The 23,630-nt window shown below is 58.3% G+C and carries 14 protein-coding genes and 3 pseudogenes; 6 read left to right on the forward strand and 11 right to left on the reverse strand.

What is annotated here, in order from left to right; all coding sequences use genetic code 11:
- Positions 1-38: 38 nt before the first annotated feature.
- Positions 39-3,719, reverse strand: a pseudogene (gene putA / locus P9255_RS20370) (trifunctional transcriptional regulator/proline dehydrogenase/L-glutamate gamma-semialdehyde dehydrogenase); the annotation flags it as partial.
- A gap of 279 nt (positions 3,720-3,998) precedes the next feature.
- Entirely contained in the window at positions 3,999-4,916 is a 918-nt protein-coding gene (gene lhpI, locus P9255_RS20375; RefSeq protein ID WP_309790350.1) for a bifunctional Delta(1)-pyrroline-2-carboxylate/Delta(1)-piperideine-2-carboxylate reductase, read from the reverse strand.
- Between the two features lie 332 nt (positions 4,917-5,248).
- Between lhpI and P9255_RS20380 the strand changes: the two genes are divergently transcribed.
- Positions 5,249-5,992 carry a GntR family transcriptional regulator gene (locus P9255_RS20380; RefSeq protein WP_309790351.1) on the forward strand — a complete coding sequence of 248 codons (744 nt, stop codon included), beginning with the start codon at positions 5,249-5,251 and terminating at the stop codon, positions 5,990-5,992.
- Positions 5,993-6,053: 61 nt separating this feature from the next.
- On the opposite strand, the pseudogene P9255_RS20385 reads toward P9255_RS20380, so the two are convergent.
- The 4 genes and pseudogenes from P9255_RS20385 to P9255_RS20405 all read right to left on the reverse strand — a co-directional run bounded on the left by P9255_RS20385 (position 6,054) and on the right by P9255_RS20405 (position 10,995).
- Positions 6,054-7,313 (reverse strand): annotated as a pseudogene (locus P9255_RS20385) (amidohydrolase family protein).
- 12 nt (positions 7,314-7,325) lie between these two features.
- A pseudogene (locus P9255_RS20395) lies at positions 7,326-8,620 on the reverse strand (MFS transporter).
- Positions 8,621-8,763: 143 nt separating this feature from the next.
- Positions 8,764-9,663 carry a LysR substrate-binding domain-containing protein gene (locus tag P9255_RS20400; protein ID WP_309790354.1) on the reverse strand — a complete coding sequence of 300 codons (900 nt, stop codon included), beginning with the start codon at positions 9,661-9,663 and terminating at the stop codon, positions 8,764-8,766.
- Between the two features lie 420 nt (positions 9,664-10,083).
- Positions 10,084-10,995, reverse strand: a complete 912-nt coding sequence (locus P9255_RS20405; protein ID WP_309790355.1) for an EamA family transporter — start codon at positions 10,993-10,995, stop codon at positions 10,084-10,086.
- A gap of 362 nt (positions 10,996-11,357) precedes the next feature.
- On the opposite strand from P9255_RS20405, the gene P9255_RS20410 reads away from it, so the two are divergent.
- The 5 genes from P9255_RS20410 (at position 11,358) to P9255_RS20430 (ending at position 15,233) form a co-directional block, all read left to right on the forward strand.
- Positions 11,358-12,083 (forward strand): haloacid dehalogenase type II, encoded by a 726-nt coding sequence (locus P9255_RS20410; RefSeq protein ID WP_309790356.1) that lies wholly within the window; start codon positions 11,358-11,360, stop codon positions 12,081-12,083.
- Positions 12,084-12,201: 118 nt separating this feature from the next.
- Complete coding sequence (locus P9255_RS20415; protein ID WP_309790357.1) at positions 12,202-12,945, forward strand: haloacid dehalogenase type II; 744 nt, start codon at positions 12,202-12,204, stop codon at positions 12,943-12,945.
- A 27-nt stretch (positions 12,946-12,972) separates the two neighbouring features.
- Positions 12,973-13,473 (forward strand): Lrp/AsnC family transcriptional regulator, encoded by a 501-nt coding sequence (locus P9255_RS20420; RefSeq protein WP_309790358.1) that lies wholly within the window; start codon positions 12,973-12,975, stop codon positions 13,471-13,473.
- A gap of 5 nt (positions 13,474-13,478) precedes the next feature.
- On the forward strand, positions 13,479-13,793 hold the full coding sequence (locus P9255_RS20425; RefSeq protein ID WP_309790359.1) for a hypothetical protein: 315 nt from the start codon (positions 13,479-13,481) through the stop codon (positions 13,791-13,793).
- Positions 13,794-14,096: 303 nt separating this feature from the next.
- Positions 14,097-15,233 (forward strand): porin, encoded by a 1,137-nt coding sequence (locus P9255_RS20430; protein WP_309790360.1) that lies wholly within the window; start codon positions 14,097-14,099, stop codon positions 15,231-15,233.
- A 58-nt stretch (positions 15,234-15,291) separates the two neighbouring features.
- Here the strand turns inward: P9255_RS20430 and P9255_RS20435 are convergent, their stop codons facing one another.
- From P9255_RS20435 to P9255_RS20455, 5 genes are all read right to left on the reverse strand, one after another.
- Positions 15,292-16,764: an NAD-dependent succinate-semialdehyde dehydrogenase gene (locus tag P9255_RS20435; protein WP_309790361.1), complete on the reverse strand. Its 1,473-nt coding sequence runs from the start codon at positions 16,762-16,764 to the stop codon at positions 15,292-15,294.
- Between the two features lie 56 nt (positions 16,765-16,820).
- Positions 16,821-18,203 carry an aspartate aminotransferase family protein gene (locus P9255_RS20440; RefSeq protein ID WP_309790362.1) on the reverse strand — a complete coding sequence of 461 codons (1,383 nt, stop codon included), beginning with the start codon at positions 18,201-18,203 and terminating at the stop codon, positions 16,821-16,823.
- Positions 18,204-18,331: 128 nt separating this feature from the next.
- Positions 18,332-18,937, reverse strand: coding sequence for a hypothetical protein (locus P9255_RS20445; RefSeq protein WP_309790363.1), 606 nt, complete (start codon positions 18,935-18,937; stop codon positions 18,332-18,334).
- Positions 18,934-21,900 carry an FAD-binding and (Fe-S)-binding domain-containing protein gene (locus tag P9255_RS20450; RefSeq protein ID WP_309790364.1) on the reverse strand — a complete coding sequence of 989 codons (2,967 nt, stop codon included), beginning with the start codon at positions 21,898-21,900 and terminating at the stop codon, positions 18,934-18,936. Before P9255_RS20450 ends, P9255_RS20445 begins: the two co-directional genes overlap by 4 nt.
- Positions 21,901-22,038: 138 nt before the next feature.
- Positions 22,039-23,622, reverse strand: coding sequence for a PucR family transcriptional regulator ligand-binding domain-containing protein (locus P9255_RS20455; RefSeq protein WP_309790365.1), 1,584 nt, complete (start codon positions 23,620-23,622; stop codon positions 22,039-22,041).
- Positions 23,623-23,630 lie beyond the last annotated feature (8 nt).

Here is a 23,630-nt window from a genome sequence, read left to right on the forward strand (position 1 = left end):
GGGGCCGCTCCAAGATGACGGCGCGCATGAGACCGACGTCATACGAGAGTCATCAGATTAGCGTTTCCACCGGCGGCGGTCGTGTTGACACTGACCGTCCGCTCAACGAGAAGCTGGTCAACGGCATACTCAAATCCGTCCACCCCTTCCCGACGCGGATGAGCTTGCACCGTCGCGATGGGGCCATGGCGCTGCGACAACATCTTCGTCAACGACAGCAAGCCTGCTTCATCGCCGTCATAGAGGGCTGCGTCCGGCTGAGACGACGCTACATCAATCAACGCCACGTGCTGTCGAAGTCCCTGCGGCAGCTCCTGATAGACCTGTTCCGCAACAGACCCAGCGAGCTCAACGGAATTGCCTGTTGCCAGCGCGGCGAGCAACTGCGCGTGCGCGCCTTCGGTCGAGTTCGCGACGCAAAGTACGGTTCCGCGCGGCGCCAGCGAATAGGTGTTTCGCTCCCCGGTGGGTCCAGGCAACGCGGCGGTCACGCCGAAGACAGGTTGCTGGATGTACCGCGTGCAACGCGAAGCTGACAGTTCGTCACCCACGCTATGGAAGTGTCAACGCAACTGCTCAAGAACATTGTTCGGATGCGCGGCAGAGTCCGCCACCGCCGTAGGCGTAAAAGTCAACGATTTGGGCAGACTTGAAGGACGCTTGCCCAAAAGGCGGCGCAGATACAGCGCTCCGCCAGCCTTCGGTCCTGTGCCAGATAGACCTTCGCCTCCAAACGGTTGCACGCCCACTACTGCGCCAACGATGTTGCGGTTCACGTACACATTTCCGACATGAGCCTGCTCGAGGACGAGTCCAATGGTCTCGTCGATTCGAGTGTGTACGCCCAGCGTCAAACCGTAGCCGGTATCTTTGATTTCACTCATCAACTTTTGCAGCTCGGTGCGCTTGTAGCGCAGCACATGCAGCACGGGCCCGAAGACCTCGCGCTTGAGCTCGCGCAGAGAATTGATTTCAATGAGCGTCGGCGGAACGAACGTGCCGTTGCTGCAGCTTTCGGGAAGCGACAGCTGTGTCACGCGGTGGCCCGAGGCACGCATCGAGGCAATATGCGCCTCAAGGCCTTGTCGTGCCTCGGCGTCAATCACTGGTCCCACGTCAACCGAAAGTCTGTCCGGGTTTCCGACGACGAGCTCGTGCATCGCGCCCAGCAACATCTCAAGCGTGCGGTCGGCGACTTCTTCCTGGATGCACAGCACGCGCAAAGCCGAGCAACGCTGGCCGGCCGAATCAAAAGCCGACTGAAGCACGTCGACCACGACTTGCTCAGCAAGTGCCGAGGAATCCACAATCATTGCATTCTGACCGCCGGTTTCTGCAATCAGCGGGATGGGACGACCTTCCGCGTCAAGGCGTGCTGCCAGCGTTTTGTTGATGATGTGTGCCACCTCAGTGGACCCTGTGAACATGACCGCGCGTACACGTGAATCAGAAACGAGCTTGGCCCCAACCTTCCCGCCGTCGCCAGGAAGCAGCTGAACAACGCCTGCTGGCACGCCGGACTCGCGGAGGATGCGGACAGCTTGCGCCGCGATTAGCGGGGTTTGTTCTGCCGGTTTCGCGATGACCGTGTTGCCAGCGGCCAGTGCCGCGACTACCTGGCCCATGAAAATCGCTAACGGAAAGTTCCAAGGGCTGATACAGACAACCGGGCCGAGCGGCTCGTGAGCCTGCCCGTCGAACTCGCCGATTCGGGCGGCGTAGTAACGCAGAAAGTCAACGGCTTCGCGGATTTCGGAGATTGCGTTGGGAAGTGACTTCCCAGCCTCGCGGATGACCAGTCCCATCAGGGTCGGCATTTCCGCCTCAAGCTGGTCCGCAGCTCGATTCAGACACTCTGCACGGTGCGCGACGCTCGTTTCGGCCCATCCGCGATAGGCGCTAGTCGCATTCGAAAGGGCAAGTTCCACGTCGTCGGGTGTTGCATCAGCAACCGTACCGACGATGTCTTGGTGTTCTGCGGGATTAAGAACCGGTGCTCCGGTGGGCCGCACGGCCGCTTCCGTCGCAAGCATTGGTGCTGCCGTCCATGTTCTCAGCACGCTCGAGTTCAGCGCTTTCCCGAGTTCCTGCAACGCGCGCTCATTCGAGAGGTCGATGCCTTGCGAGTTGGGACGCTCCGCACCATAGAGTTCTCGCGGTAACGGGATTTTTGCGTGCGGAGCGCCGAGCGGGGACAACTGCTCCGCTTCGCGAATTGGGTCAGCAATCAAATCCGCGACGGCGACACTCTTGTCAGCGATGCGATTCACAAACGAAGTGTTGGCACCGTTTTCAAGCAGTCGTCGCACCAAGTACGCGAGGAGGGTTTCGTGCGTTCCAACTGGCGCGTAGATGCGGCATGGTCTGTTCAGTTGGCCGCGCCCAACGACTTCTTGATAAAGAGGCTCGCCCATCCCGTGCAGGCACTGGAATTCGTATTGCCCCGGGTAGTAGTTCGGACCGGCTAGATTGTAGATTGCAGCAAGCGTATAGGCGTTGTGCGTAGCAAACTGCGGATAGACTGCGTCGGCCGCGGCAAGCAGCTTCTTCGCACACGCGAGATACGAGATGTCCGTATAGATTTTGCGCGTATAGACCGGGTAACCGTCGAGGCCGTCTAGCTGCGCGCGTTTGATTTCTGTATCCCAGTACGCCCCTTTGACCAGGCGGACCATGATTCGATGGCCACTTCGACGCGCCAAGTCGAGGACGAAATCGATGACAAATGGACAGCGCTTCTGATACGCCTGAATGACGAAACCGATGCCGTTCCACCCTTGCAGGTCCTTGTCGAAACAAAGCGCCTCGAGAAGGTCGAGGGAGATTTCGAGCCGGTCCGCTTCCTCCGCGTCGATGTTCAAACCGATGTCGTAGCGTCGTGCGAGTAAGGCCAACGAGCGAACGCGAGGCAACAACTCTTCCACCATTCTGCGGTGCTGACTACGCGAATACCGTGGGTGCAAGGCCGAGAGCTTGATAGAAATGCCCGGACCCTCATAGATGCCGCGTCCGTCCGACGCTTTCCCGATGGCGTGAATCGCACTCTCGTACGATTGGTAATAACGCTTCGCGTCTTCGGCGGTCGTCGCAGCTTCCCCGAGCATGTCGTAGGAGTAGCGGAAGCCCAAAGCTTCCAACTTCCGACTGTTCGCGAGGGCTTTCTCTATGGTTTCGCCAGTGACGAATTGTTCGCCCATCAGGCGCATGGCCATGTCTACGCCCTTGCGAATCAATGGCTCACCGCCGCGACCAATGATGCGGGTCAGCGATGACGCAAGCGTCGCCTCGCTGTTCGTCCCGACGAGCTTGCCGGTGATGAGCAAGCCCCAAGTGGCCGCGTTCACGAAAATCGAGGGCGCTTGCCCGAGGTGAGAGCGCCAATTGCCGCGACTAATCTTGTCTCGTATCAGTGCATCACGCGTGGCCCTATCGGGAATGCGAAGGAGCGCCTCGGCAAGGCACATCAGCGCGACACCTTCCTGGCTTGACAGGGAAAACTCCTGAATGAGCCCTTCGACTCCTGAGCCCGTGTTTTTTCGGCGCAGCGCTTCGACAAGTTTTGCTGCCAATTGCGCCGTCGCCTTCGCGGCAGGTGAACTGAGCCGGGCTTGCTCGATGATTCGGGGTACACACTCGGTCTCAGGTTCTCGATAGGCGGCAGTAATCAGCTCACGCAAGCGTGACTGCCGAATCAATTCAGCGCTGAACTGACTGAACGGGCCTTTAACTGATGGTCGGGGAGCCGACTGTTGCGAGGTTGCGGCGGGAGTTGACATGGCGAATCACTCTTTTCCAAACGAACATGGCGATGAACTGAGGTCAGCCCATCGCCGCAAACTTGGAGACGGCTGTTACGAAGCAGTCTTATGTCGTCTTCGTACGAGCACTCTGGGGAGCGTCTTCTCCGCGTCGCAATTGTTGGTGTCACGCGAGAGGACCGTAAGTGCTGCGCTGTGACGAGGCCCAACCGTTGCAGGCGAGCCCGTCACAACCAACTACTAGCGCAACGCGTTGCGGGCGACACGGCATGCCGCCAAGTCCCACGCTGCGCATCCAACGCTTTTAAAAAGAATAGGCTTTGTCGGCTGAAAGTCACCTGCGAGAGCTTTCGCCAGGGGCGAAACCGCGCTCCAGTCGACGTTGGCTTGTATAAGGTCCCCGGCCTCATGCTTCGCGCCGACTGGGTCGTCGACCACAACGGCGCTGCCATCAACCGTTTGTTTCGAGATTTCAGCGGCGTCCGGTGTGAAAGCGCCAACACCGACTACGAGTCGCTCGGGGCGGGCGGATTCTGTGTAGACAGGGGTTTTACTGGTTGTCAGGGTGATGACAACGTCGGCGCTTTCGGGAATTGCACCGTCGGGCAGCGCGACGAGATTCGGCGCCACTGAGCGATTGCGGGCGACGAAGTCGTCTGCATCGGCCTTCGAGAGGCCTTTTACTCGCAATTGCGCTTCCGGAAATATGGCAGCCAATGCCTCCGCGTGATTCGACGCCTGCTTCCCCGTGCCGATGATGATGATTTGCTTTGGCGGCTCGCGGTGCAGGGTCTGGATGCCCAATGCCGTCACCGCAGCTGTGCGACGTCCCGTGACCGTCGGTCCGTCAAGGACGAAGAGCATTTCGCCCGTGCACGCGTCGCATGCGATAACCTGCCCGTGAATAGTAGGCAACTGGCGTGTCGCGTTGGAAGGACAGACGTTGACCAGCTTATGAATCGCGATGTCCTGCGCACTGGCAGGCATTGAGAGCATCAGGCCGCCTTCCTGGATTGGGATTGCCAGCCGCTCGGGGCTAACCACTTTCCCGTCGCTGTATTGGACGATGGTATCGGCAAGCACGCGTACCAGCAGACGATAGTCAAGGAGCGACGCAGTCGCCGTTGCGTCAAAGGTTTGGATACTGCGTGACGTCATTTGGAAACCTCGAATTGCGGTTAAGTGGGCCGCCGGGAATCGGTCTTCGGACGATGGCGGAATCTGGCTCCATTTCATCCAATTTTGCTCGCCAGGGTGTGGATTAAATTTATACCACGTTGGAGCGATTTGCAAGCCAGTATGGTGCCTATCTGACCACGCGTGGACAGATAGAAGACCAGACCGCCCTCTTGAGGGCCACGTAAGCGAAGACCTGGCTTCGGTCCAACCCGGTTCTAAAGCGACGTTTGATTGATTACGACACCGATAGGTGCGCTTTCTAAACGGAGTGGTATATTGGAGAACCACATGACCGGATTAGAGAGCACACGATGGCGTCCGCACGCTTCGAACTAGAGGGAAACTTTCGTCCTCTGCAGATTTACGAGCAGGTGTCGGAAAAGATTCGGGCTGAAATCCGAAGCGGCAGATTCCTGCCCGACGCTCGGCTCCCGTCGGAGCGTGAGCTGGCGACCCTGTTCGGCGTCGGGCGCCCGGCGGTGCGCGAAGCCATTGGCGCATTGCAGAACGAGGGCCTTGTCGTCACGAAGCGCAACTCCGGAACTTACGTCGCTCCGGCAGCGAACCAAATTCTTGCAACAGCACCGGGCGAAGACCCAGTGACCGGCGAGTCGACGTCGGACTTTAGTCCGTCGGCGACTCTGGACGTCCGACTGATTCTTGAGCCGGCAATTGCGCGACGCGCGGCAGTACACAAGCAACGCGACCGACTCGCCGAGCACTATCTTGAGCAGATGGAGACGTTGACCGACGTCGCGACGCCTGAGGAGCGAGCGTTGTGGAACAACAGCGACAGGCTTTTCCATCGGCAACTCGCCGTGATGACCGGCGACGTGTTACTCGCGAAGCTTGCCGAAGAAATTGCCTCGACCATGGACCAATCGCTGTGGAAGAGGCTGAAGGATGACGGGATTTACGACCCGTCACGCATCCGACTCTACGTCGCGGAACATCGGCTAATTTACGAAGCCATAATCTGCGGAGACGGCGATGCCGCGGCCTTCTACGTTGAGCAGCACATCCATCGGGTTCAGCGCGATATCACGCCGCAGTAGTTGATACGCCTCTGAGCAGATGAGTAAGGGCGGCACACAGCCGCCCCAACCACAACGTGCCTCAGCTTCCAGCCGGTTCGAGCAGTCGACCTGCTTCCTTCATTACGACACCGCCCTTGATGACCACAGGGATGTGCTCGCCTTGACCTAATAGGAGGGAGATGTCCTCTACCGGGTCGCCATCAACGACCACGAGGTCCGCGACTGCGCCGATTGCGACGGTCCCGCGCACACCTGTTTCCCGCGTGATTTCGGCGGCAACGCACGTCGCGGAGCGAATGGCCTCGATATTGCCGACCACTTCAGCCCGCACCGCAAACTCGTCCGACTGGAATGGGTGCAAGTCACCCAGCATGTCAGAGCCGAAGCCGACTCGCACACCCATGCGCTGCATGAGCGCTAATGCCTTCCGGCCCACCGAACGGGCGCCGTCGATTTTTTCGAGTGACTCGATTGGGAAGCCGAGTCCCGCGCCTTTCTCGGACAGTCGGTCGAGAGTGGCGAGGGTAGGAACACAAGCGACATCGCGCTCAACTAACAGGCGGGCGGTTTCCTCGTCGATTAGATTGCCGTGCTCAATGCATTTGACGCCACACTCGACAGCGCGTCGAACGGCGCGCGCAGTGTACGCGTGCGCCATTACATAAGTGCCGGCGGCTTCCGCCTCTTGGACGGCTGCGCGAAGTTCCTCCTCTGAGTATTGCGTGTTCGCGATGGGGTCGTTCGGTGAAGCAACACCACCTGAAGCCATCACCTTGATTTGAGTTGCTCCTTTGAGCAACTCTTCACGAACCGCAAGTCGCATGGCGTCTACCCCGTCAACCACCCGTCCAATAGCTCCCTGACGACCCAAACAGCCACAAGCATCATCCAGCTTGTCATTACGCTGGCGAAAGTCTGCGTGGCCTCCGGTCTGAGACAGCGCTTTTCCGGACGAGAGGATACGCGGGGCCCAGAGCGCACCGCTATTCACTGCCTCGCACATGCCGTAGTCGGCGCCGCCGGCGTCTCGTACCGTCGTGAAGCCGCGATTAAGCATGCCTCAAAGCACGGGCAGAGTCTTGAGCGCCACGAGGAAGTTGGGCATTGAAGCGCTGACCCCCAAGTTGGCATTCGCAGCGGCAACGTGGACGTGGAGGTCGGTGAAACCAGGAAGTACCGTGCGACCGGGCAGCTCCATTCTCCGTGCATCGCTGAAGGACGGTGGAACATCTCCTATAGCCTTTATCTTCCCGTCAGCAATACAGAGGTTCACGTTCGTCTGACGCTTCCCGGTGACTGGGTCGAAAACGGCGACACCTTCAAGGACTAACTTACTCATTTGCTTTTTTCCTCACGACTGGTATGGCTTCATCAACCGCGTTCCCAACAAACTTACGACAGCGGCGAAAATGATGTAGTAGGAAGCGGACTCAGCATCGCCGGTGGCTTGAGCTAGCCAAGTAATGATGAAGGATGCAAATCCGCCGAAGATTGTCACGGCGCCGTTATACGCAAGAGATAGCCCCGTCGTGCGCACGCGGCTCGGGAACATCTCAGTGAAGAGTGCCAAGATAGGGCCGGTGTACGCTGCAATGAGTACGCCGAATATGACCTGAAATGTGAGCAGCGTACCGAAGGTAGACGACTTAATGAGGTGAGAAAACAGCGGATAGCTGGCGAAGAGAATCACAAGGGCCGCAACTGTAATCACCGGCCGCTTGCCGACGCGGTCCGAAAGCGCGCCGAACATGGGTGCCACCGCCATCAGAACTGAGCCGCTAACGATGCCGGAGATGAAACCTTCGCGTTGAGGCATGTGAAGGTACTTCACAACATACGTCGGGATATAGAACAAGATGACGTAGGTGCATACCGTCCAGAGGACGACCATCAAAAGACTCGAGAAGACGCCCCGCGGATATTCCCGAATGACATCGCGCAATGGCGTACTCGCGTGACGCGTCTCTGAGGCGAACTCTGGCGTTTCTTCGATTCGCAGGCGGATGTAGTAGCCAACGGGCGCGACGAGCATCCCGATAACGAACGGAATGCGCCAGCCCCATGAAGTCAGCGATTCAGGCGACATATTCGAGGTGATGACCGCGCCAGTGATGCTGCCGATGACAACGGCGAAGCCGACACTTGTTTGAATCCAACTGGAATAGAAGGCACGACGGTTCGCTGGCGCATGCTCAGTAAGGAACGCCGTCGCACCACCCATCTCGCCGCCCGCGGATAAGCCCTGCAGCATTCGCGCAATAACGATGAGACATGGGGCAGCGATACCAATGGTTTCGTACGTGGGAGCGAACGCGATGATGGCTGAACCGAGCGCCATGACCAGCATGGCAAGCGAAAGCGCACGCTTGCGACCTACCTTGTCCGCATAGATACCAAATGCGATACCTCCAAGCGGCCGCATGACGAAGCCAACACCGAAGGTTGCCAACGCGAGCAAAAGAGAAGTTGTCTCGTTGCCAGCGGAAAAAACAGTTTGCCAATGATTGCTGCAAAGAAAGCGTAGCCAGAGAAGTCAAACCATTCGAGGCCGCTGCCAATGACTGTTGCAAGAATCGCCTTCTTGCGAGTCACTGAGCGAGCAGGCGGTTCGCCCACGTAAAGCTGCTTCGACACGTCAGTTGCCATCTAAACCTCCCCGAATTCGTTTAGCGAGGTGAGCGTTCGCGATTCGTCACGCAAACAATGTAATTTTTGGCGTGCTGGTCACATAACGCTAATTTCGCAAACGCGGTTGCGCAAAACGCAACAGCCCTCCGGGGAACAAGGAATCAAATGACTCCTGCCTGAGCTAACACCCACTCTTGAAAACGGCGCGCGGCCGAGCTCTGGCCACGTTCCGATGGCCAAGTCAGAAAATACGCACTGCCCAAGGTGGCCTCAGCGTCAGATGCCTTCACGAGGGTTCCGTTCTCAAGAAGTAGGTCAATGACACCATTCCACCCGAGTGCGACGCCTCTGCCTTGCGCGGCGAGCTGCACGATGACTGGATAGCTGTTAACGATGATGGTCTGGCTCAACGATGGCCGTTCTAACCCTGCGCGCTCGAACCAGCTGTGCCACGACATCCAGCTCCTTTCCGCATCCTCGAGCACTAGCAACGTGCGCGATAGTAGCCCGGCTGGCGTTAACCTCTTGCCTTGAAGGTAGGTTGGAGAGCAGACCGGGAAAACCTTCTCATCGAACAGCTTTATTGTGTGCGTGTCCGGCATGTCAGGTTTGCGGAGGAGGAAGATTCCAATGTCATATTCGGCCGGGGACACTACGCCGAAATGGTCCCGCACGATGATGCGAAGGTTAACGTCCGGGTTGGCGTCGATAAACGCCCCGATTCTTGGCGCCAACCAGAGCGTCGAGATGCCGGCAGTGCATGAAACCGTCAGGCGAGACTTGACAACCCTTGCCATGAGGCTTGATGTGGCGCTTGTGCACAGCTCTAAGATGCGGCGAACGTCCACCGCGTACGTTTCTCCGGCGGGGGTCAGCCTCAGCAAATTGTGTTCTCTCAGGAAGAGTCGACGACCGAGGAACGTTTCGAGCTGAGAAATTTGCCGACTGATGGCGGATGTCGATAGATGAAGCTCCTGACCTGCTTTAGTGAAACTCAGGTAGCGTGCACTGGCTTCGAACGCGTGTAGACACGGCAGTGGTGGCAAGGGGGACAGGGCCATGGCGGGAACGTACGCATCAGAGGAGGTACGCCGAAGGATAGCCCAACACCGCGCCCTTATACGCCGCCGCTCGGTCTTCGTCATCGAACCCGAATCGATAGCGTTGCGCGGGAAGACGCGACTTAACATCGACACCTTGTCAGTCGGAACCTCGTCGGCGATTGACGCGGTCCCTATTCGCCGAAGCTGTGAGAACGACGCTTCAAGAGCGTGCAAATTCGTTTCCTCTGCCTCGCAACGCTTTCACCTTTTTATGACCTTGTTGCCGCTGTCCGGACCCTTTTCGGACGGAACTGTGGTCTTCGCTGATAGGACGCCGTTGGATAAGAAGCTCTTTTGCTTTGGCTTTTGAACGAAGCTTCTATCGAGTACAGAGTCCTTTTACTACTGTAGCGAGCCGGAGTTAAATGGACGCGGCACCTACCCTTCGCTGGTGCTCGGGCTCGCTCGTCCATCTCTCGCTATGGGGTCCGGACGGCGCCGCGCACGTGCCATAACGACAGAGGCGGTGACCATCGCGACGCCGAGCCACAACGTGGGCGGCAATGGCTGAGCGACATGTAGACCGAGAAAGATTGTCGAAAGAACGGGCGTGGCGTAGCTCAACGCCGTCGTGAGACCTGTGTTGCCCTTCTTCATCGCGGAATCCCACAGGTAGAACGCCGTACCCATGGGGCCAAGCCCCATGTAGACAAGGACGAGCCAGTCCTGTGCTGGCAGGCTTGGCCAGTCGCTCGTGAGGAAGTGCATCGAAAGGCACGCGAGACCAGCGGGTAGCGAGAAGGCGCCCACCGATAGGCTGGAAATCGACTTGAATCGCTTACCAAGAACCGAGTACGCAGCCCAGGCAAGAGCCGAAAGTAACGCGAGAAGGTAAGCCGCGATTTCTTTCAAAACATGCGACCCCATCGAGTCCGCTGTGTCGTGCGTCGACAGAGGCTGTTGCATCGACCAGCAGGCGGCGACGGCTCCTCCGAAGCCGAGCAACGCGCTCGCATACAGGAACCGCGGCTTGCGTTCTGCCGGTGCCAGCCAGCCCGTCATGCACACAATGATGATTGGCCATAGGTAGTGCACGAGGCTCACGCGAATTGGGCTTCCGAGTTGCAGTGCGTAAAAGTAGATGACGTGATAAGCGAACATCAACCCGCTTCCGGCAAGCAGTAGTGTCAGCGGCATTTTCCAATGCCGAAGCCACGGCAGACCAATCATTCCGCCGATTGTTAGCGCGATGCCGTTGACAAACAACGTCGGTGTTCCATGCAGAAGGTCCACGCTCGTTGCAAGCGTGCTCCACATCAACACGGTCACGAGCACGCCGATGGTAGTCATCTTGGCCCCTTCAAAATGACTGAATCTGGGTCATCCGTTCAACAGCTGTCTTCCCACTTGAAGTAGGAAAAACTTCGGCAACTTTTGTTGGGTGTTCGTCGAGGAGGTCGATGCCGGCAAGGCCCACGCTGATGACGACGAAAGCTGGAGGCAACCGTTCCGGGATGCTGTTAGCTGTTCTGCGGCACCTCTTCGTAAGGGAAAACACTTGGGCTGGAGGCAGAACGACGAAGGCAGCAGAAGCTGCTGCTGCGGCGGCTCACGACGGTGAAAGCTGCTGCTCGGCCCCTCGATTAAAGTGCTGCTTGCCGCCACTGCTCAATAAACTGTGGTCTCCACCTGGACACATGAGAGGAGAACCCGTGAAACTGACCGACTTCAACACCCTTACGTTCGACTGCTACGGCACTTTGATTGACTGGGAAAGCGGAATCTTCCAGGGTCTGAAGACCCTGCTGGACCGGGCGACGACGCCGCTCACGCGAGACCAGGTGCTGGAGGCGCATGCGCGTCACGAGTCGTCGCAACAGAAGTACACGCCGGCGAAGCGCTATCAAGAACTGCTGCCCATCGTCTACAAGCGTCTGGCCGAGGAATGGGGTCTGCCGTTCACGCACGAAGAATGCGTCGCTTATGGTCGCTCGGTCCAGAACTGGCCGGCGTTCGAAGACAGCGCCGAGGCACTGCAATATCTGAAAAAGCATTTCAAGCTCGTCATCCTGTCGAACATCGACAACGAGAGCTTTACCCACAGCAATGCCAAGCTGAAAGTCGAGTTCGATGCCATTATCACTGCGGAAGACGTGGGTTCATACAAACCGTCGCCGCGCAACTTCGAATACATGCTCGAGAAGCTCGGCGACCGTGGCATCAAGAAGGAAAAGATTCTACACACGGCAGAAAGCCTCTTCCATGACCACAAGCCTGCGAACGAATTTGGCTTGGCGTCGTGCTGGATTTATCGCCGTCATTCGCAGCCGGGCTTCGGTGCGACGATGAACCCGGGCTCGAAACCTAACATCGATTTCCGCTTCAACAGCATGTCGGACCTCGCGAAGGCGCACCAGGAAGAACTGGCGAATAAGTAAGACAATGGAGTCTCGTCAGCCTCGGGGCGCTGCGAGCCGATTTTGCGCGGGCGAGGCAGACGAGACCATTGAGGCCGGTTAAGATTTATCTGCAGGCGATTGAATCAAAGGGGGCGTTGTGGCTTTGACGGATTTCAAGGCACTCACATTTGACTGCTACGGGACTCTCATCGACTGGGAGTCAGGTATCGCGTCGGGCCTGTCGGAGCTTGCGTCTCGAGCTGCAGAACCTCTCACGCGCGATGATATTCTCGAAGCCCACGCGCGCCACGAGTCGTATCAGCAGAAAGTCACGCCTGGCATGTCGTATGACCGCTTGCTTCAGGTTGTGTTCAAGCGAATCGCCGAAGAATGGGGCGTGCCCTATCGTTGGGAGGAAGCGGTCGCCTACGGTGCCTCCGTGGGAGATTGGCCAGCATTTCCAGACTCGGCGAGTACGCTGCAGTATCTGAAGAAGTATTTCAAGCTGGTTGTCGTCTCCAACGTTGATAACCGCAGCTTCCGAGCGACAAATGAGAAGCTCGCGGTCGATTTTGACGCTATCGTGACGGCTGAAGACGTCGGTTCATACAAGCCTTCGCGAAGCAACTTCGAATATCTATTCTCGACCCTTGCCTCGATGGGCATCGGAAGGGACGATACACTTCATGTCGCAGATAGTGTCTACCACGACCATCAGCCTGCAAGCCAACTGCAGCTTCGCTCATGCTGGATTCAGCGTCGCTACGAGCAGCGCGGAGCTGGTGCGAACGTGAAGTACTCGGTCGAACCATCCGTTGACTACAAATTTACGAGCATGGCGCAGTTGGTGAAAGCACACCATGAGGACCTGCTCGAGCATGGCATAGTTGCCTTCGATTGACACACAGCCGATTCGAACACGCACGATATGCGACAGAAGCTTGACCGGACCGATGTCAAAATCCTTGCCGAACTGCAGAAGAACGGCAATATGACGAACGCAAACCTCGCCAACGCGGTCGGGTTGTCAGCAAGTCCGTGCCTGCAACGTGTTAAGCGCCTTGAAGCTGCGGGAATTATCGCCGGATACGGTGCGCATCTGAACTTGGCAAAGCTGACCAGCACAGTAACGGTCTTCACCGAAATCATGCTTCATGACCATCGTCGAGAGGATTTCACGCGCTTTGAGGCGAACCTGCGCGACTTCGAAGAGATAACCGAATGCCACCTGGTCAGCGGCGGATACGATTACCTGCTGAAATCAATCGTCAAGAATATCGGCCATTATCAAGAGGTCATTGAGACGCTGGTTGACCGCAATATTGGAATCGAGAAGTACTTCAGCTATATCGTCATTCGGTCGACCTTCGTCAAGCAGACAGTACCGCTCGACAAACTGCTTTCGGAAGACGACGAGCAACGGAGCTAATCAGGATGACGACGGTCCAGTATATCTGCGCATCCAGCAGCAAGATGATTAGAGAGAAGTTAAATGGGCGCGCGGCTTGGCTCGACTTTCACCACGTCGCATATCTCTTCGGCATCAGGCCACAGAAGGCAGCCAAGCTACTCTGGCAGGTCGGCGCTACTGGCGAAATCGACGCGGACAAGGACCTCAAGCGTAACGACGGACGCGGGTATCTGTTAAGCCACCGAGCGGTCTTTGCCCTCGGTTATCACATGAACTACGGACGTACGACAGCATTCCAGAAATGGTGTGCGTCTGAGTTGGCAGCCTTGCTGCACTGAGTAGCGCTTCTCCGCACCGATTTTCCCGGGCCATATCCGGCCTCCCGGTAACCCGCTTCCACTCTGAGCTTCTAAAGACTCCTCACGCGACCGAGCTCGTTACGCACGGCGACGGACTTGCAAAATGCAGTCATACGAAACATTCGAACCTGGGCTGCCGGTTTCCTACCTATCGTCGATTGGTGCCAAAAATAGTTGCAGGAATACTGACCTCCGATAGCCCCGGCAATCAAGGTCTATAACGACCGTAGTTCAATCGGTCTCGCTGCCGGGCAGATATTCCATACTGTCCGGAGGGGACAATTGAAGAAGACAGTGCTATGTGCCGCAATGCTCGTTGGCTCAACGACTTGCATCGCTCAGAGTTCGGTGACGCTTTACGGCGTTGTTGACGACAGCTTTTCCTTCACTAACAACCAGGCAGGTTCCCACAACTATCAGATGGTGAATGGCGGCCGCGGGAGCAGCAAATGGGGCTTCCGAACCGTCGAGGACCTCGGCGGCGGTCTGAACGCGGTCGCGGTCTTGGAGAACGGCTTTGACGTCAACACCGGCAAGCTCGGTAACGGAGGCCGCCTCTTTGGGCGGCAGGCCTACGTCGCGCTGAACGGCCCGTTCGGCAGTCTCAGGCTGGGTCGCCAGTATGACCTCATCGCGGATTCGCTGATGCCATTGGCTTCGTCTCTGAAATTTGGTGGGGTGCTTACGACGCGCGCGGCTGACGTCGATAATGTGTGGGGCGACTATTCGGTCAGCAACACCATCAAATATTACACGCCGGACTTTGCTGGCTTCAAACTCGGCGCGCTATTGAGCCTCGGCGGTGTCGCAGGCAAATTCTCCCAAGGACGTGGTGAGGGGTTGAGCCTGACCTATGCGGGCGGCCCTGTCACTGCATCAGCCGCGCTGTTGCGCCTCAACAATCCGGCGACCTCGCTTTACGACGCTACCGCGAGTCCGCAGGCGGGCGCGGCGTTCACCAATCCGATTACGAACCCGACCTTCAGCGGCTATGTTTCGGCTCATACCTTGCAAATCGCCGGGGCTGGCCTGAATTACTCGATTGGCAACGCAGTCATCGGTGTGCTCTGCACCAACACGCGTTTTGAAGATGTGGTGCCAACGAACTCCACACCGTTCTCAGGCACTGCGACGTTTAACAGCATCGAAGCGAACGCGACGTACCGTATCAAGCCCGATGTGCTTGTCGGCGCAGCTTACAACTATACGAAAGCAGAGAACGCCAAGTACAGTCAGGTGAACGTCGGAGCTGAGTACGACCTGTCGAAGCGAACCATGCTGTACGCAATTGCCGCGTGGGAACACGCAATCGGAACGGACTCCACTGGCAAACAGGCGGTGGCCGCGATGGCCTTCGTGACGCCGTCGAGCACGAGCAACCAGGTGGTCGTGCGTGTCGGCATGCGCCAGGCTTTCTGAGCGGAAACGAAAAAGGCCATCGTCCTTGTGAGACGATGGCCTGGGGCTCGACACGATATTAGTCGAGACCGCCCTGACAGATGTACTTGATGGACAGGTAATCGTCGAGACCGTACTTTGACCCTTCACGACCGTAGCCCGACTCCTTAACGCCCCCGAAAGGCGCTGCCTCACTCGCGACCGCGCCCTCGTTCAGGCCAACGACGCCGGCTTCAAGTTGACGCGAGACTCGGTCGGCACGGCGCATGTCTTGAGTGTAGAAGTACGCGGCAAGTCCGAACGGCGTGTCGTTGGCGAGGCGAATTGCCTCTTCCTCGGACTCGAAACGATACAGCGGAGCCACCGGGCCAAAGGTTTCTTCACAGGTGACAAGCATTTCGTTGGTCGCATGGGCGATGACCGTCGGCGCGTAGTAATTCGGGCCCATCTCGGTTAAACGCTTGCCGCCAGTCAGCACGGTCGCACCCTTCGAAACCGCGTCGTTGACGTGACGGTCAATCTTGTCGATTGCTTTTGCGTTAATCATGGGACCAATCTGCGCTTGCGGGTCCGTCGCAGGTGCGACCTTCAGCGCACCAACTCGCGCAGCGAGCAGTTCGGCGAACTTGTCGAACACGCCCGACTGAACGTAGACGCGATTCGGGCAAACGCACGTTTGCCCGCCATTGCGGAATTTCGCTGCCATCAAGCCGACGACGGCTGCATCAAGGTCCGCATCGTCGAACACGATGAAAGGCGCATTGCCTCCAAGTTCGAGCGAAAGCTTTTTCAGCGTGCCAGCCGACTCGCGCGCGAGATACTTGCCGACCGCTGTCGAACCAGTGAACGTGATTTTGCGGACGCGGTCGTCGGCAAGCCAGTCACCAACTGCTTCGATGCCGTGGTCGCGCGACGCGCTAAGCATGTTGAGAACGCCGGCAGGAACGCCCGCTTCTTGAGCGAGTGCTGCAAGCGCCAGTGCCGTCAGGGGCGTGTCCTCAGCCGGTTTCCCGACCACCGTGCAGCCCGCAGCCAACGCGGGAGCAATCTTGCGGGCAATCATTGCCAGCGGGAAGTTCCACGGGGTGATGGCGGCAACGATTCCGACCGCCTCCTTGATGGCGCGCATCTGCTTGCCGCGCTGCTGCTGGGGAATGAGGTCACCGTAGATGCGCGTGGCTTCGTCGGCGAACCAGGCCACATACGACGCCCCGTACGCGACTTCGCCGCGAGCTTCTGCCAGCGGTTTGCCTTGCTCCATCGACATGAGCGTAGCGAGGTCGTCAGTGTTCGCGACAATCAGAGCGTGCCAGCGCTTCAAAATCTCTGCCCGTTCTCGGGGCAAACGCTCACGCCAGTCTTTTGCCGCTTTCGCCGCTGCGTCAGTAGCAGCACGGGCGTCGGCCTTACCGCTGTTCGCGACTTCAGCAATGAGCCCGCCCGTGGCGGGGTTCGTCACCGGATAGCGGGCGTTGTCCACCGCGTCCGTCCATTCGCCACCAATCAGGTTCTGGCGGCGCAGCAGTTCTTCGCGTTTCAGTTTCAGTTCCATACCCGATACCTTCGATAGATACTTCTCGTGTTGCTTCGGCAAATGAGCCGAAGCCCTTAACCTTTGATAGCGCGACGAACGTCGGCGCTTTCGAGAACATCGTCGAGCGTCTTACGGGCGCGCTGAACCAACATGTCGACTTCACCTTCCGTGTAGCAAAGCGCCGGAGCGAAACCGAGTATGTTGTCGCCGAAGGCGCGGAAGATAACCTTGTTGCGAGCAGCAGCGTCAAAAATGCGGTCAGCGAGATGAAGTGCCGGGTCGAATCGGGCCCGCGTCGTCTTGTCTGCGACCAGTTCGACTGCTCCGAGCAGACCGGCGTGTCTCGAGTCCCCGACCAGTGGGTGGTCAAGAAGACTGTCCAGACCGCTTGCAAATTTCGGTGCCTGAGCTTGGCCATTTGCAAGGAGGCCGCCTTCGGTGTACAGCCGGAGAACTTCAAGTCCGATAGCGGCGCTTACCGGATGCGCCGAGTAAGTTTGGCCGTGGCCGATTGCTTCTCCCGGCTTGCTACCATCAGCGATGCCTTGATAGACCGCATCGGACATGACCACTGCACCCATGGGGGCGTAGCCAGCCGTAAGGCCTTTCGCGATAGTCATCAGGTCCGGTTCAACACCTTCGGTTTCGCAAGCGAACATCGGACCCGTCCGGCCAAAGGCCGTGATGACCTCGTCGGCGACGAACAAAATGTCGAGCCGCTTGCATGCATCGCGCATCGCCTTGAGCCACCCCTTCGGCGGAACGATGACGCCGCCCGAGCCTTGAACTGGCTCGCAGAAGAAAGCTGCAACGTTTTCTGCGCCAAGCTCAGCAATCTTGTCCTCCAGCGACTTGACTGATTTCGCAATGAGCGCCTGAGCATCGTCTGGCGTCTCGCTGCGATAAAGATAAGGGGACGGGATGTGATGCTGGGTCGGCAGCGGAACGTCGAAATTGCGATGGAAGCTGGCGATTGCTGTCAAGCCAGAGCCGATGGACGAGGAGCCGTGATAGCCACGTTCCAGAGCAATGAAATGCTTCTTACTCGGCCGACCGATGGCGTTGTAATAGTGCGTGATGAAACGCAGGGCCGAGTCGACCGCATCGGAGCCGCCTAGCGAAAAGTAGACGTGCTGCAGGCTCTTGGGCGTGATGTTGACAAGACGCTGGGCCAGTTCGATGGCCGGTTGCGAACCGAAGTGGAAGTATCCCGTCGCATAGGGAAGCTTCGCCATCTGCTCTGCTGCGGCCTTCACGATACTCTCGTGGCCGTACCCTGTATTGACGCACCAGAGACCCGCGAACGCATCAAGCAGTTCGTTGCCTTGGGCGTCATACAACCAGGCGCCTTTACCGCGTTCGAGGACCGTCACACCGCGCTGCTCATGCGCGCGGTAATTGGCGACGGGATGGATGAGATGCTTGCGGTCTGAATCAATGAGCGTTGCGAGTGACATTTCACAATCCTTGATAGGGGTCTGCCTATCTTTAGAGTATCCGGAGCCTGCAGCATTTGGTTTCGCCCGGAGAAGCCATTCTTCGACTTCCCCAATCGAGCCGAGGCTCCGCTTAGCATTTTCTGCTGTCAGGCGGCCGGCACCAGGTCGTCTGAAAACAGAGGAGCGGTCAGTGCCGTCAGCAGTCGAATTTCTTCGGTGATGGCGGTTTCAGGGACAACCTCTGCGCACATAAAGGCAAATGCGCCGACGGTTCGCTTGCAGACGACGACGGGAATGTTCACGAGCGTTGCAGTCCCGAGCGACTTCAGCAGCTTGTGGTCGGGAAAGTAGTGTTCGAGCTCCGCGTCGTTGTTCGCGACGAGAACCTCTCCGCGTTCGAGGACTTTTCGGGCCCAGTCGGAACCCGAAAGCTGTTTCCAGCCACCTACGGGGTAAGCGCTCGGAACAGTGGAGTAAATCCGGCGGACGGCACCAAGCTCTTTCGGTGCCTCGGGGCGCGGACGCGATACCAAAGCAGTCGCCTGAAGAAACGGAAGTCGTGGCTTCACAACCTCGAGCCACGCCTGAATTGCCGCGTCGCGCGAGGTGGCTTGCCGAATAGCAGTTTGGGCTTGAGCGAGCGTAGCCGAGGGGTCGTTGCCGTTGATGTTCGTGGCGGCGTTGCTCGTGCGCGAGAGGAGCAGCGCCGAAGCGCTGACTGCGGCAAGGCTTGCGAAGTGACGACGATTCATACGGTTTCCTCCTGTTTGGGCGATTGGACCTGGCGCTGTGCCGGACTTTTCTTGGTTCTTCCATCAAGCCACTGCGCGAGGTGAATCGCAGAGCGGCCCGTGGTGTTTCGAATCTGAGAGCGACAACTGAAGCCGTCGCTCACGAGGACGGCGTTTTCATCGAGCGGCTGAATCTTGGGCACCAACTCGGATTCGGCGACCGAACGCGCGACGTCTGCCGTCTTCGTGTGATAGCCGAAGGCACCCGCCATTCCACAGCAGCCCGTCTGCAGGACCGCCCCGGACTGTGCGGCCTTGTTGACAAGACGAGACTCAGCTTGGACTCCACCGCACGCCTTCTGATGGCAATGACCATGGACGTAGACGCTCTCGTCGAGCTTCGGAACATCGAAGCGTTGCGCCTCGAGGTACTCGGCCAATGTCTTGACTGAGGTGGCCAGCGCGGTGGCGTTCTCGTCGCTCGGAAAGAGCGAGCGGAGTTCATCACGAAACACGGAGAGGCAACTCGGCTCCAGCACAATCACCGGAAGCTTCAGGGCAATGACCTCTTTCAACTCCGCCATGATGTCGATGAGGTTGCGCTTGGCGTGGTCGAGCATGCCGGCGTCGTAGTAGGGACGCCCGCAGCAAATTTGCTTGCTCATGAGGCGGACCGTGACTCCATATGACTCCAGCACTCTGACAGACGCTTCAAGAACCTCCGGAGAGAATCCGTTGTTGAAGGTGTCGGTCCACAGCAGGACCGTCTTTGACTGGGCACTTGCAGTACGCGCGTCTTGTATGAGGTGCTTGCAGGTGTCGCTGTTCCTGAAAGCCGTGGACGCTACGGCGGGAAACTTGACGTGGGAAGCCAAGCCAAATTTTTCTGCCACGGCGCGGAAAGGACGCATCGTCATGGCAGTGTTCACGACGCCGCTGATGCGGGTCGCGATTGGCAGCCATGTTCCGATGTGTCCAATCATCGTGTCCATCAAAGGACGTTTTGCCTTCTGATAATGCTGGTACAAGAAGTGGCTCTTGTACTTCGCCAAGTCAACATGCGTGGGGCAGTCGCTGCGGCATCCCTTGCATGCGAGACAGTTATCGAGCGAGTCCTTGACGTCCTTGTTGTCCCAACCGTCAGTGATGACTTCGCCCTTGAGCAACTCGAAAAGCAAGCGGCTGCGGCCGCGGGTGGAGTACTTTTCCTCGCGCGTCGCACGATAGCTCGGGCACATCGTCCCACCGTCGAGCGAGCGGCATTTGCCCATGCCGATACAACGCTCGGTCGCGCGCGCGAAAGTGTCTGGCGTCTGAAGATTGCCGAATGAGAAGTGGCTCGGAACGTCGACTCGGCGATAGGTCGGCCCCAGTCGCAAGTTCTCATCGACAGGCATCGCGTCAATGAGTTTGCCGGGGTTCATCCGGTTCTTCGGGTCCCAGATAGTCTTGAATTCGCGGAAAGCATCCATAAGCTCGGGCGAGTACATCAGCGAAAGCAGCTCGCCTTTCGCTTGTCCATCTCCATGTTCCCCAGACAGCGACCCCTCATATTTGACAACGAGTAGCGCTGCTTCCTGTAGGAACTCGCGCCATGTGTGAATACCCTGGCTGTTGCGCAGGTCGAAGTTGATGCGCGAATGGATACAGCCATCGCCGAAGTGGCCATACATGTTGGTTGTGTAGCCGTACCGCTCGACCAATGCAGCGAATTCGCGAAGGTAAGCGCCAAGCAGGCGAGGCTCGACTGCCGCATCTTCCCAGCCAACAACCGGGTCTGGCTTCGATGGGTCATCGCCGATAGAGGTAGCGGATGCGCCAGTTTCCCGAATCGACCAAAGTCGCTTCATCATTGCTGCGTCAGATACGACGCGCGCGTTCGGGGAGCCGGGCAACGACGCCGCAAGATTTGCGGCAGCTTGTGCACGCTCCACTGCGGATTCGAGGGTATCCGTGCCGAACTCGACCATCAGCCACGCATTGCCGTCAGGCAATTCCGCGATGTCAGCAAGAGCAAGCCCTCGCTCGCGTAGCCCACCGACAATGCCTGTGTCCAAGCCTTCCATCGCAATGGGCTCGAGCGGCAGCAGTTGGGGAACGCAATCGGCTGCGTCAAAGATGGTCGGAAATCCGAAGACGGTGACGACTCGCGCGGTCGGATTGCGCACGAGCGTTGTCGTTGCTCGCAAGACCGACACACATGTGCCCTCCGAACCGACGAGCGCGCGAGCAATGTTGAAGCCGTTTTCTGGCAAGAGCTGGTCGAGGCTGTAGCCCGAGACTCGTCGCTTCAGCTTCGGGAACCCCATGCGAATCTCATCCGCATGACGGTTGACGAGCTTGCGAAGTGCTTGAACAATCTCGGCTCGACGCCCCCCGGCGGCGATGTGCTCTTGATATGCCGCCTCGTCTGTCGGTCCGACCCAAAAACGCTCTCCGTCATAGGTCAGGATTTCCATCGACTCGATGTTCTCGGCAGTCTTTCCGGCCATCACCGAGTGCGCGCCGCACGAGTTATTGCCCACCATCCCACCAATCGTGCAGCGGCTATGCGTGGCGGGGTCCGGGCCGAAAGTGAGACCTTTGAGTGCAGCGGTGGTCTTCAACTGGTCACAGATGACGCCAGGCTGAACCAGAGCGGTCCGGTGCTCGGCGTCGAGTTGCTCAATGCGGGTGAGGTGTCGCGATGTATCGATGATGACCGCGACGTTCACGGACTGGCCGCACATTGAGGTGCCCGCACCACGTGTGAGCACCGGCACGTCGGCCTCGTGACAGGCGCGCATCACCGAAACGACGTCTTCAACTGTGCGCGGCAGTACGACGCCGATGGGCACCTGTCGGTAGTTCGATGCTTCTGACGCGTAGGCTGCTCGAGACCCTGCATCGAACCTGATTTCAGCGTCGCTTGTCTGAGCCAGTCGGCGCTGCAGTGAAAGAAGCTTGTTGAGGTCGGGGCGTGGGGAGGACGAGTTCGAAGTCATGTGGTCGCGCAATCCGGAAAAAGCGGCGAGACTGCGGCTCCACGCGAATTGCGCGTTTGCCGTCAAATCCCGCGTCATTCCAAAATTAAAACGCGACACAAAGTGGAAGTCTTCCTACTTAAAGTAGGAAGGCTGGCGTCAATCTTCGCGGAGTCGGTACAGCGCCATCGCGACCTGGACCTGGAATCGAATCTTGGGGTCCTCGAGCGTGACGTTGAGAATTTCTTCGATTCGCTCGAGGCGATAGCGCATCGTGCTGATGTGAATACCCAACGAACGTGCCGCGTTGACCAACTGGAAGCCCTCATCTGCGAGCGTGCATAGCGTCTCTAACAGAGACTCGCCGCGAGGCCGCGAGACAAGTGGCGTGACGAGCCGTTCGATGAGCATGTCGCGGGCGTTTGCGTCGCCAAGAAGCGCTCGAGGAAAGAGAATCTCGTCGAATCGATGCAGTCTTCCAGGGCGCAATGTCGGCAGCAGAGCATCAACGTCCTTCGAGCCTATCGCCATCCCGTCGACACCTGAGTGCACGCGACTGATTGCCATCGCAGCGCGCTGGTCACTGACCGCGTCCCACAGCGTCTCAGGAGAAGCATCTGCGGGCAGGATGAACTTGATTTGGTTCAGCCATATTGCGAGCAACTCGGGCTGCCCTGATGCCCGAAGCTGATGCTTGAGCGACTCGACCCAGCGCTCACGACGATTCAGGCCTTCCGTGGTCAGGGGTATGGGCTCATCGAGCAGCACAAGGCAGATGCGATATTGGCCCGTTTGACTCCAGCCACATACTCGGGCGCGTTCGAGCGCGCTTGGCGTCGAAGTGAACTCACCGTCGAGCAGTCCGGCTACGAGCGCGTATCCTAGCCGGTCTTCCTGTTGCGCGAGCTGCTGTTGATGCATTAGATGCAGTGCGGCGACCACACTCGCATGCTCCATTGCTCGAGTGTCCAGTTCATCGACCTCCGCGCCGTCCAAATCGAGCCAGTTCACTGCAACGAGCGAGTCGTGGAGTCGAACTGGCAGCCTGAGCCGATAAAGGGAGCGGCCTGCAATGACGAACTTCACCCGGATGGGGCGCGAGGAACTGCTGGAATCGATGGGTGCGTCGGACAACGAGCTCAGGAACTGCTCCTCAAGCGCCTGCGTTTCGGATTCTGCGGCCGACGTACCGAGCACCTCGCCGGAGATGTTCGTGAATGTTACTTCGCGACCGACCAGCTTTTTGAGCGTGATTGCGATGTCACCCAGGCTAATCGCTGTAACCGCGGCGTTAGTCAAAGCACGGTGCATTTGCTCCGAGCGCTCGATTATCTCGGCCTGAAAGTTGATTATTTTCGCGAGAATTTCGTGCGTGACTTGGCTGAACTGAACAGCCCAAGGGAGCTCGAGAAGAGGAAAGCCAACACTTCGCGCTTCGTCGATGGCTTCTTGAGGGAAGTGGTCGCGAAAGTGAGGAACCGCCAGCACAACCCCCGCCAGCCCGACTTTACTCAGGTCGCGTACCAGTCGTCTCGAAGCCTCAGTGTCGCTCGGCCAGTTGTAGCCGGTGGTCAGCAGCAGCTCACCAGGCTTAACCCAGTTGACGATATCTGGGTGGTTGACCATGTGAACCCAGGTGATGTCGCGTTGGAGGTTTTCCTCCCCCGCGACGACCTCTGCTTCACGTAAGACAGTTTCACGAATTGCGGTGTCAAGCTTCATGGCGGCGAAAAGTTTCGCCACGGTATCAG

The sequence above is a fragment of the Caballeronia sp. LZ019 genome (assembly GCF_031450825.1).
Lineage (GTDB): Bacteria > Pseudomonadota > Gammaproteobacteria > Burkholderiales > Burkholderiaceae > Caballeronia.

Bases quoted from the DNA above. Each gene is read 5' to 3' on its own strand.
- lhpI (WP_309790350.1), bottom strand. From the start codon at position 4,916: ATGACGTCACGCAGTATCCAAACCTTTGACGCAACGGCGACTGCGTCG.
- P9255_RS20380 (WP_309790351.1), top strand. From the start codon at position 5,249: ATGGCGTCCGCACGCTTCGAACTAGAGGGAAACTTTCGTCCTCTGCAG.
- P9255_RS20400 (WP_309790354.1), bottom strand. From the start codon at position 9,663: ATGGCCCTGTCCCCCTTGCCACCACTGCCGTGTCTACACGCGTTCGAA.
- P9255_RS20405 (WP_309790355.1), bottom strand. From the start codon at position 10,995: ATGACTACCATCGGCGTGCTCGTGACCGTGTTGATGTGGAGCACGCTT.
- P9255_RS20420 (WP_309790358.1), top strand. From the start codon at position 12,973: ATGCGACAGAAGCTTGACCGGACCGATGTCAAAATCCTTGCCGAACTG.
- P9255_RS20425 (WP_309790359.1), top strand. From the start codon at position 13,479: ATGACGACGGTCCAGTATATCTGCGCATCCAGCAGCAAGATGATTAGA.
- P9255_RS20435 (WP_309790361.1), bottom strand. From the start codon at position 16,764: ATGGAACTGAAACTGAAACGCGAAGAACTGCTGCGCCGCCAGAACCTG.
- P9255_RS20440 (WP_309790362.1), bottom strand. From the start codon at position 18,203: ATGTCACTCGCAACGCTCATTGATTCAGACCGCAAGCATCTCATCCAT.
- P9255_RS20445 (WP_309790363.1), bottom strand. From the start codon at position 18,937: ATGAATCGTCGTCACTTCGCAAGCCTTGCCGCAGTCAGCGCTTCGGCG.
- P9255_RS20450 (WP_309790364.1), bottom strand. From the start codon at position 21,900: ATGACTTCGAACTCGTCCTCCCCACGCCCCGACCTCAACAAGCTTCTT.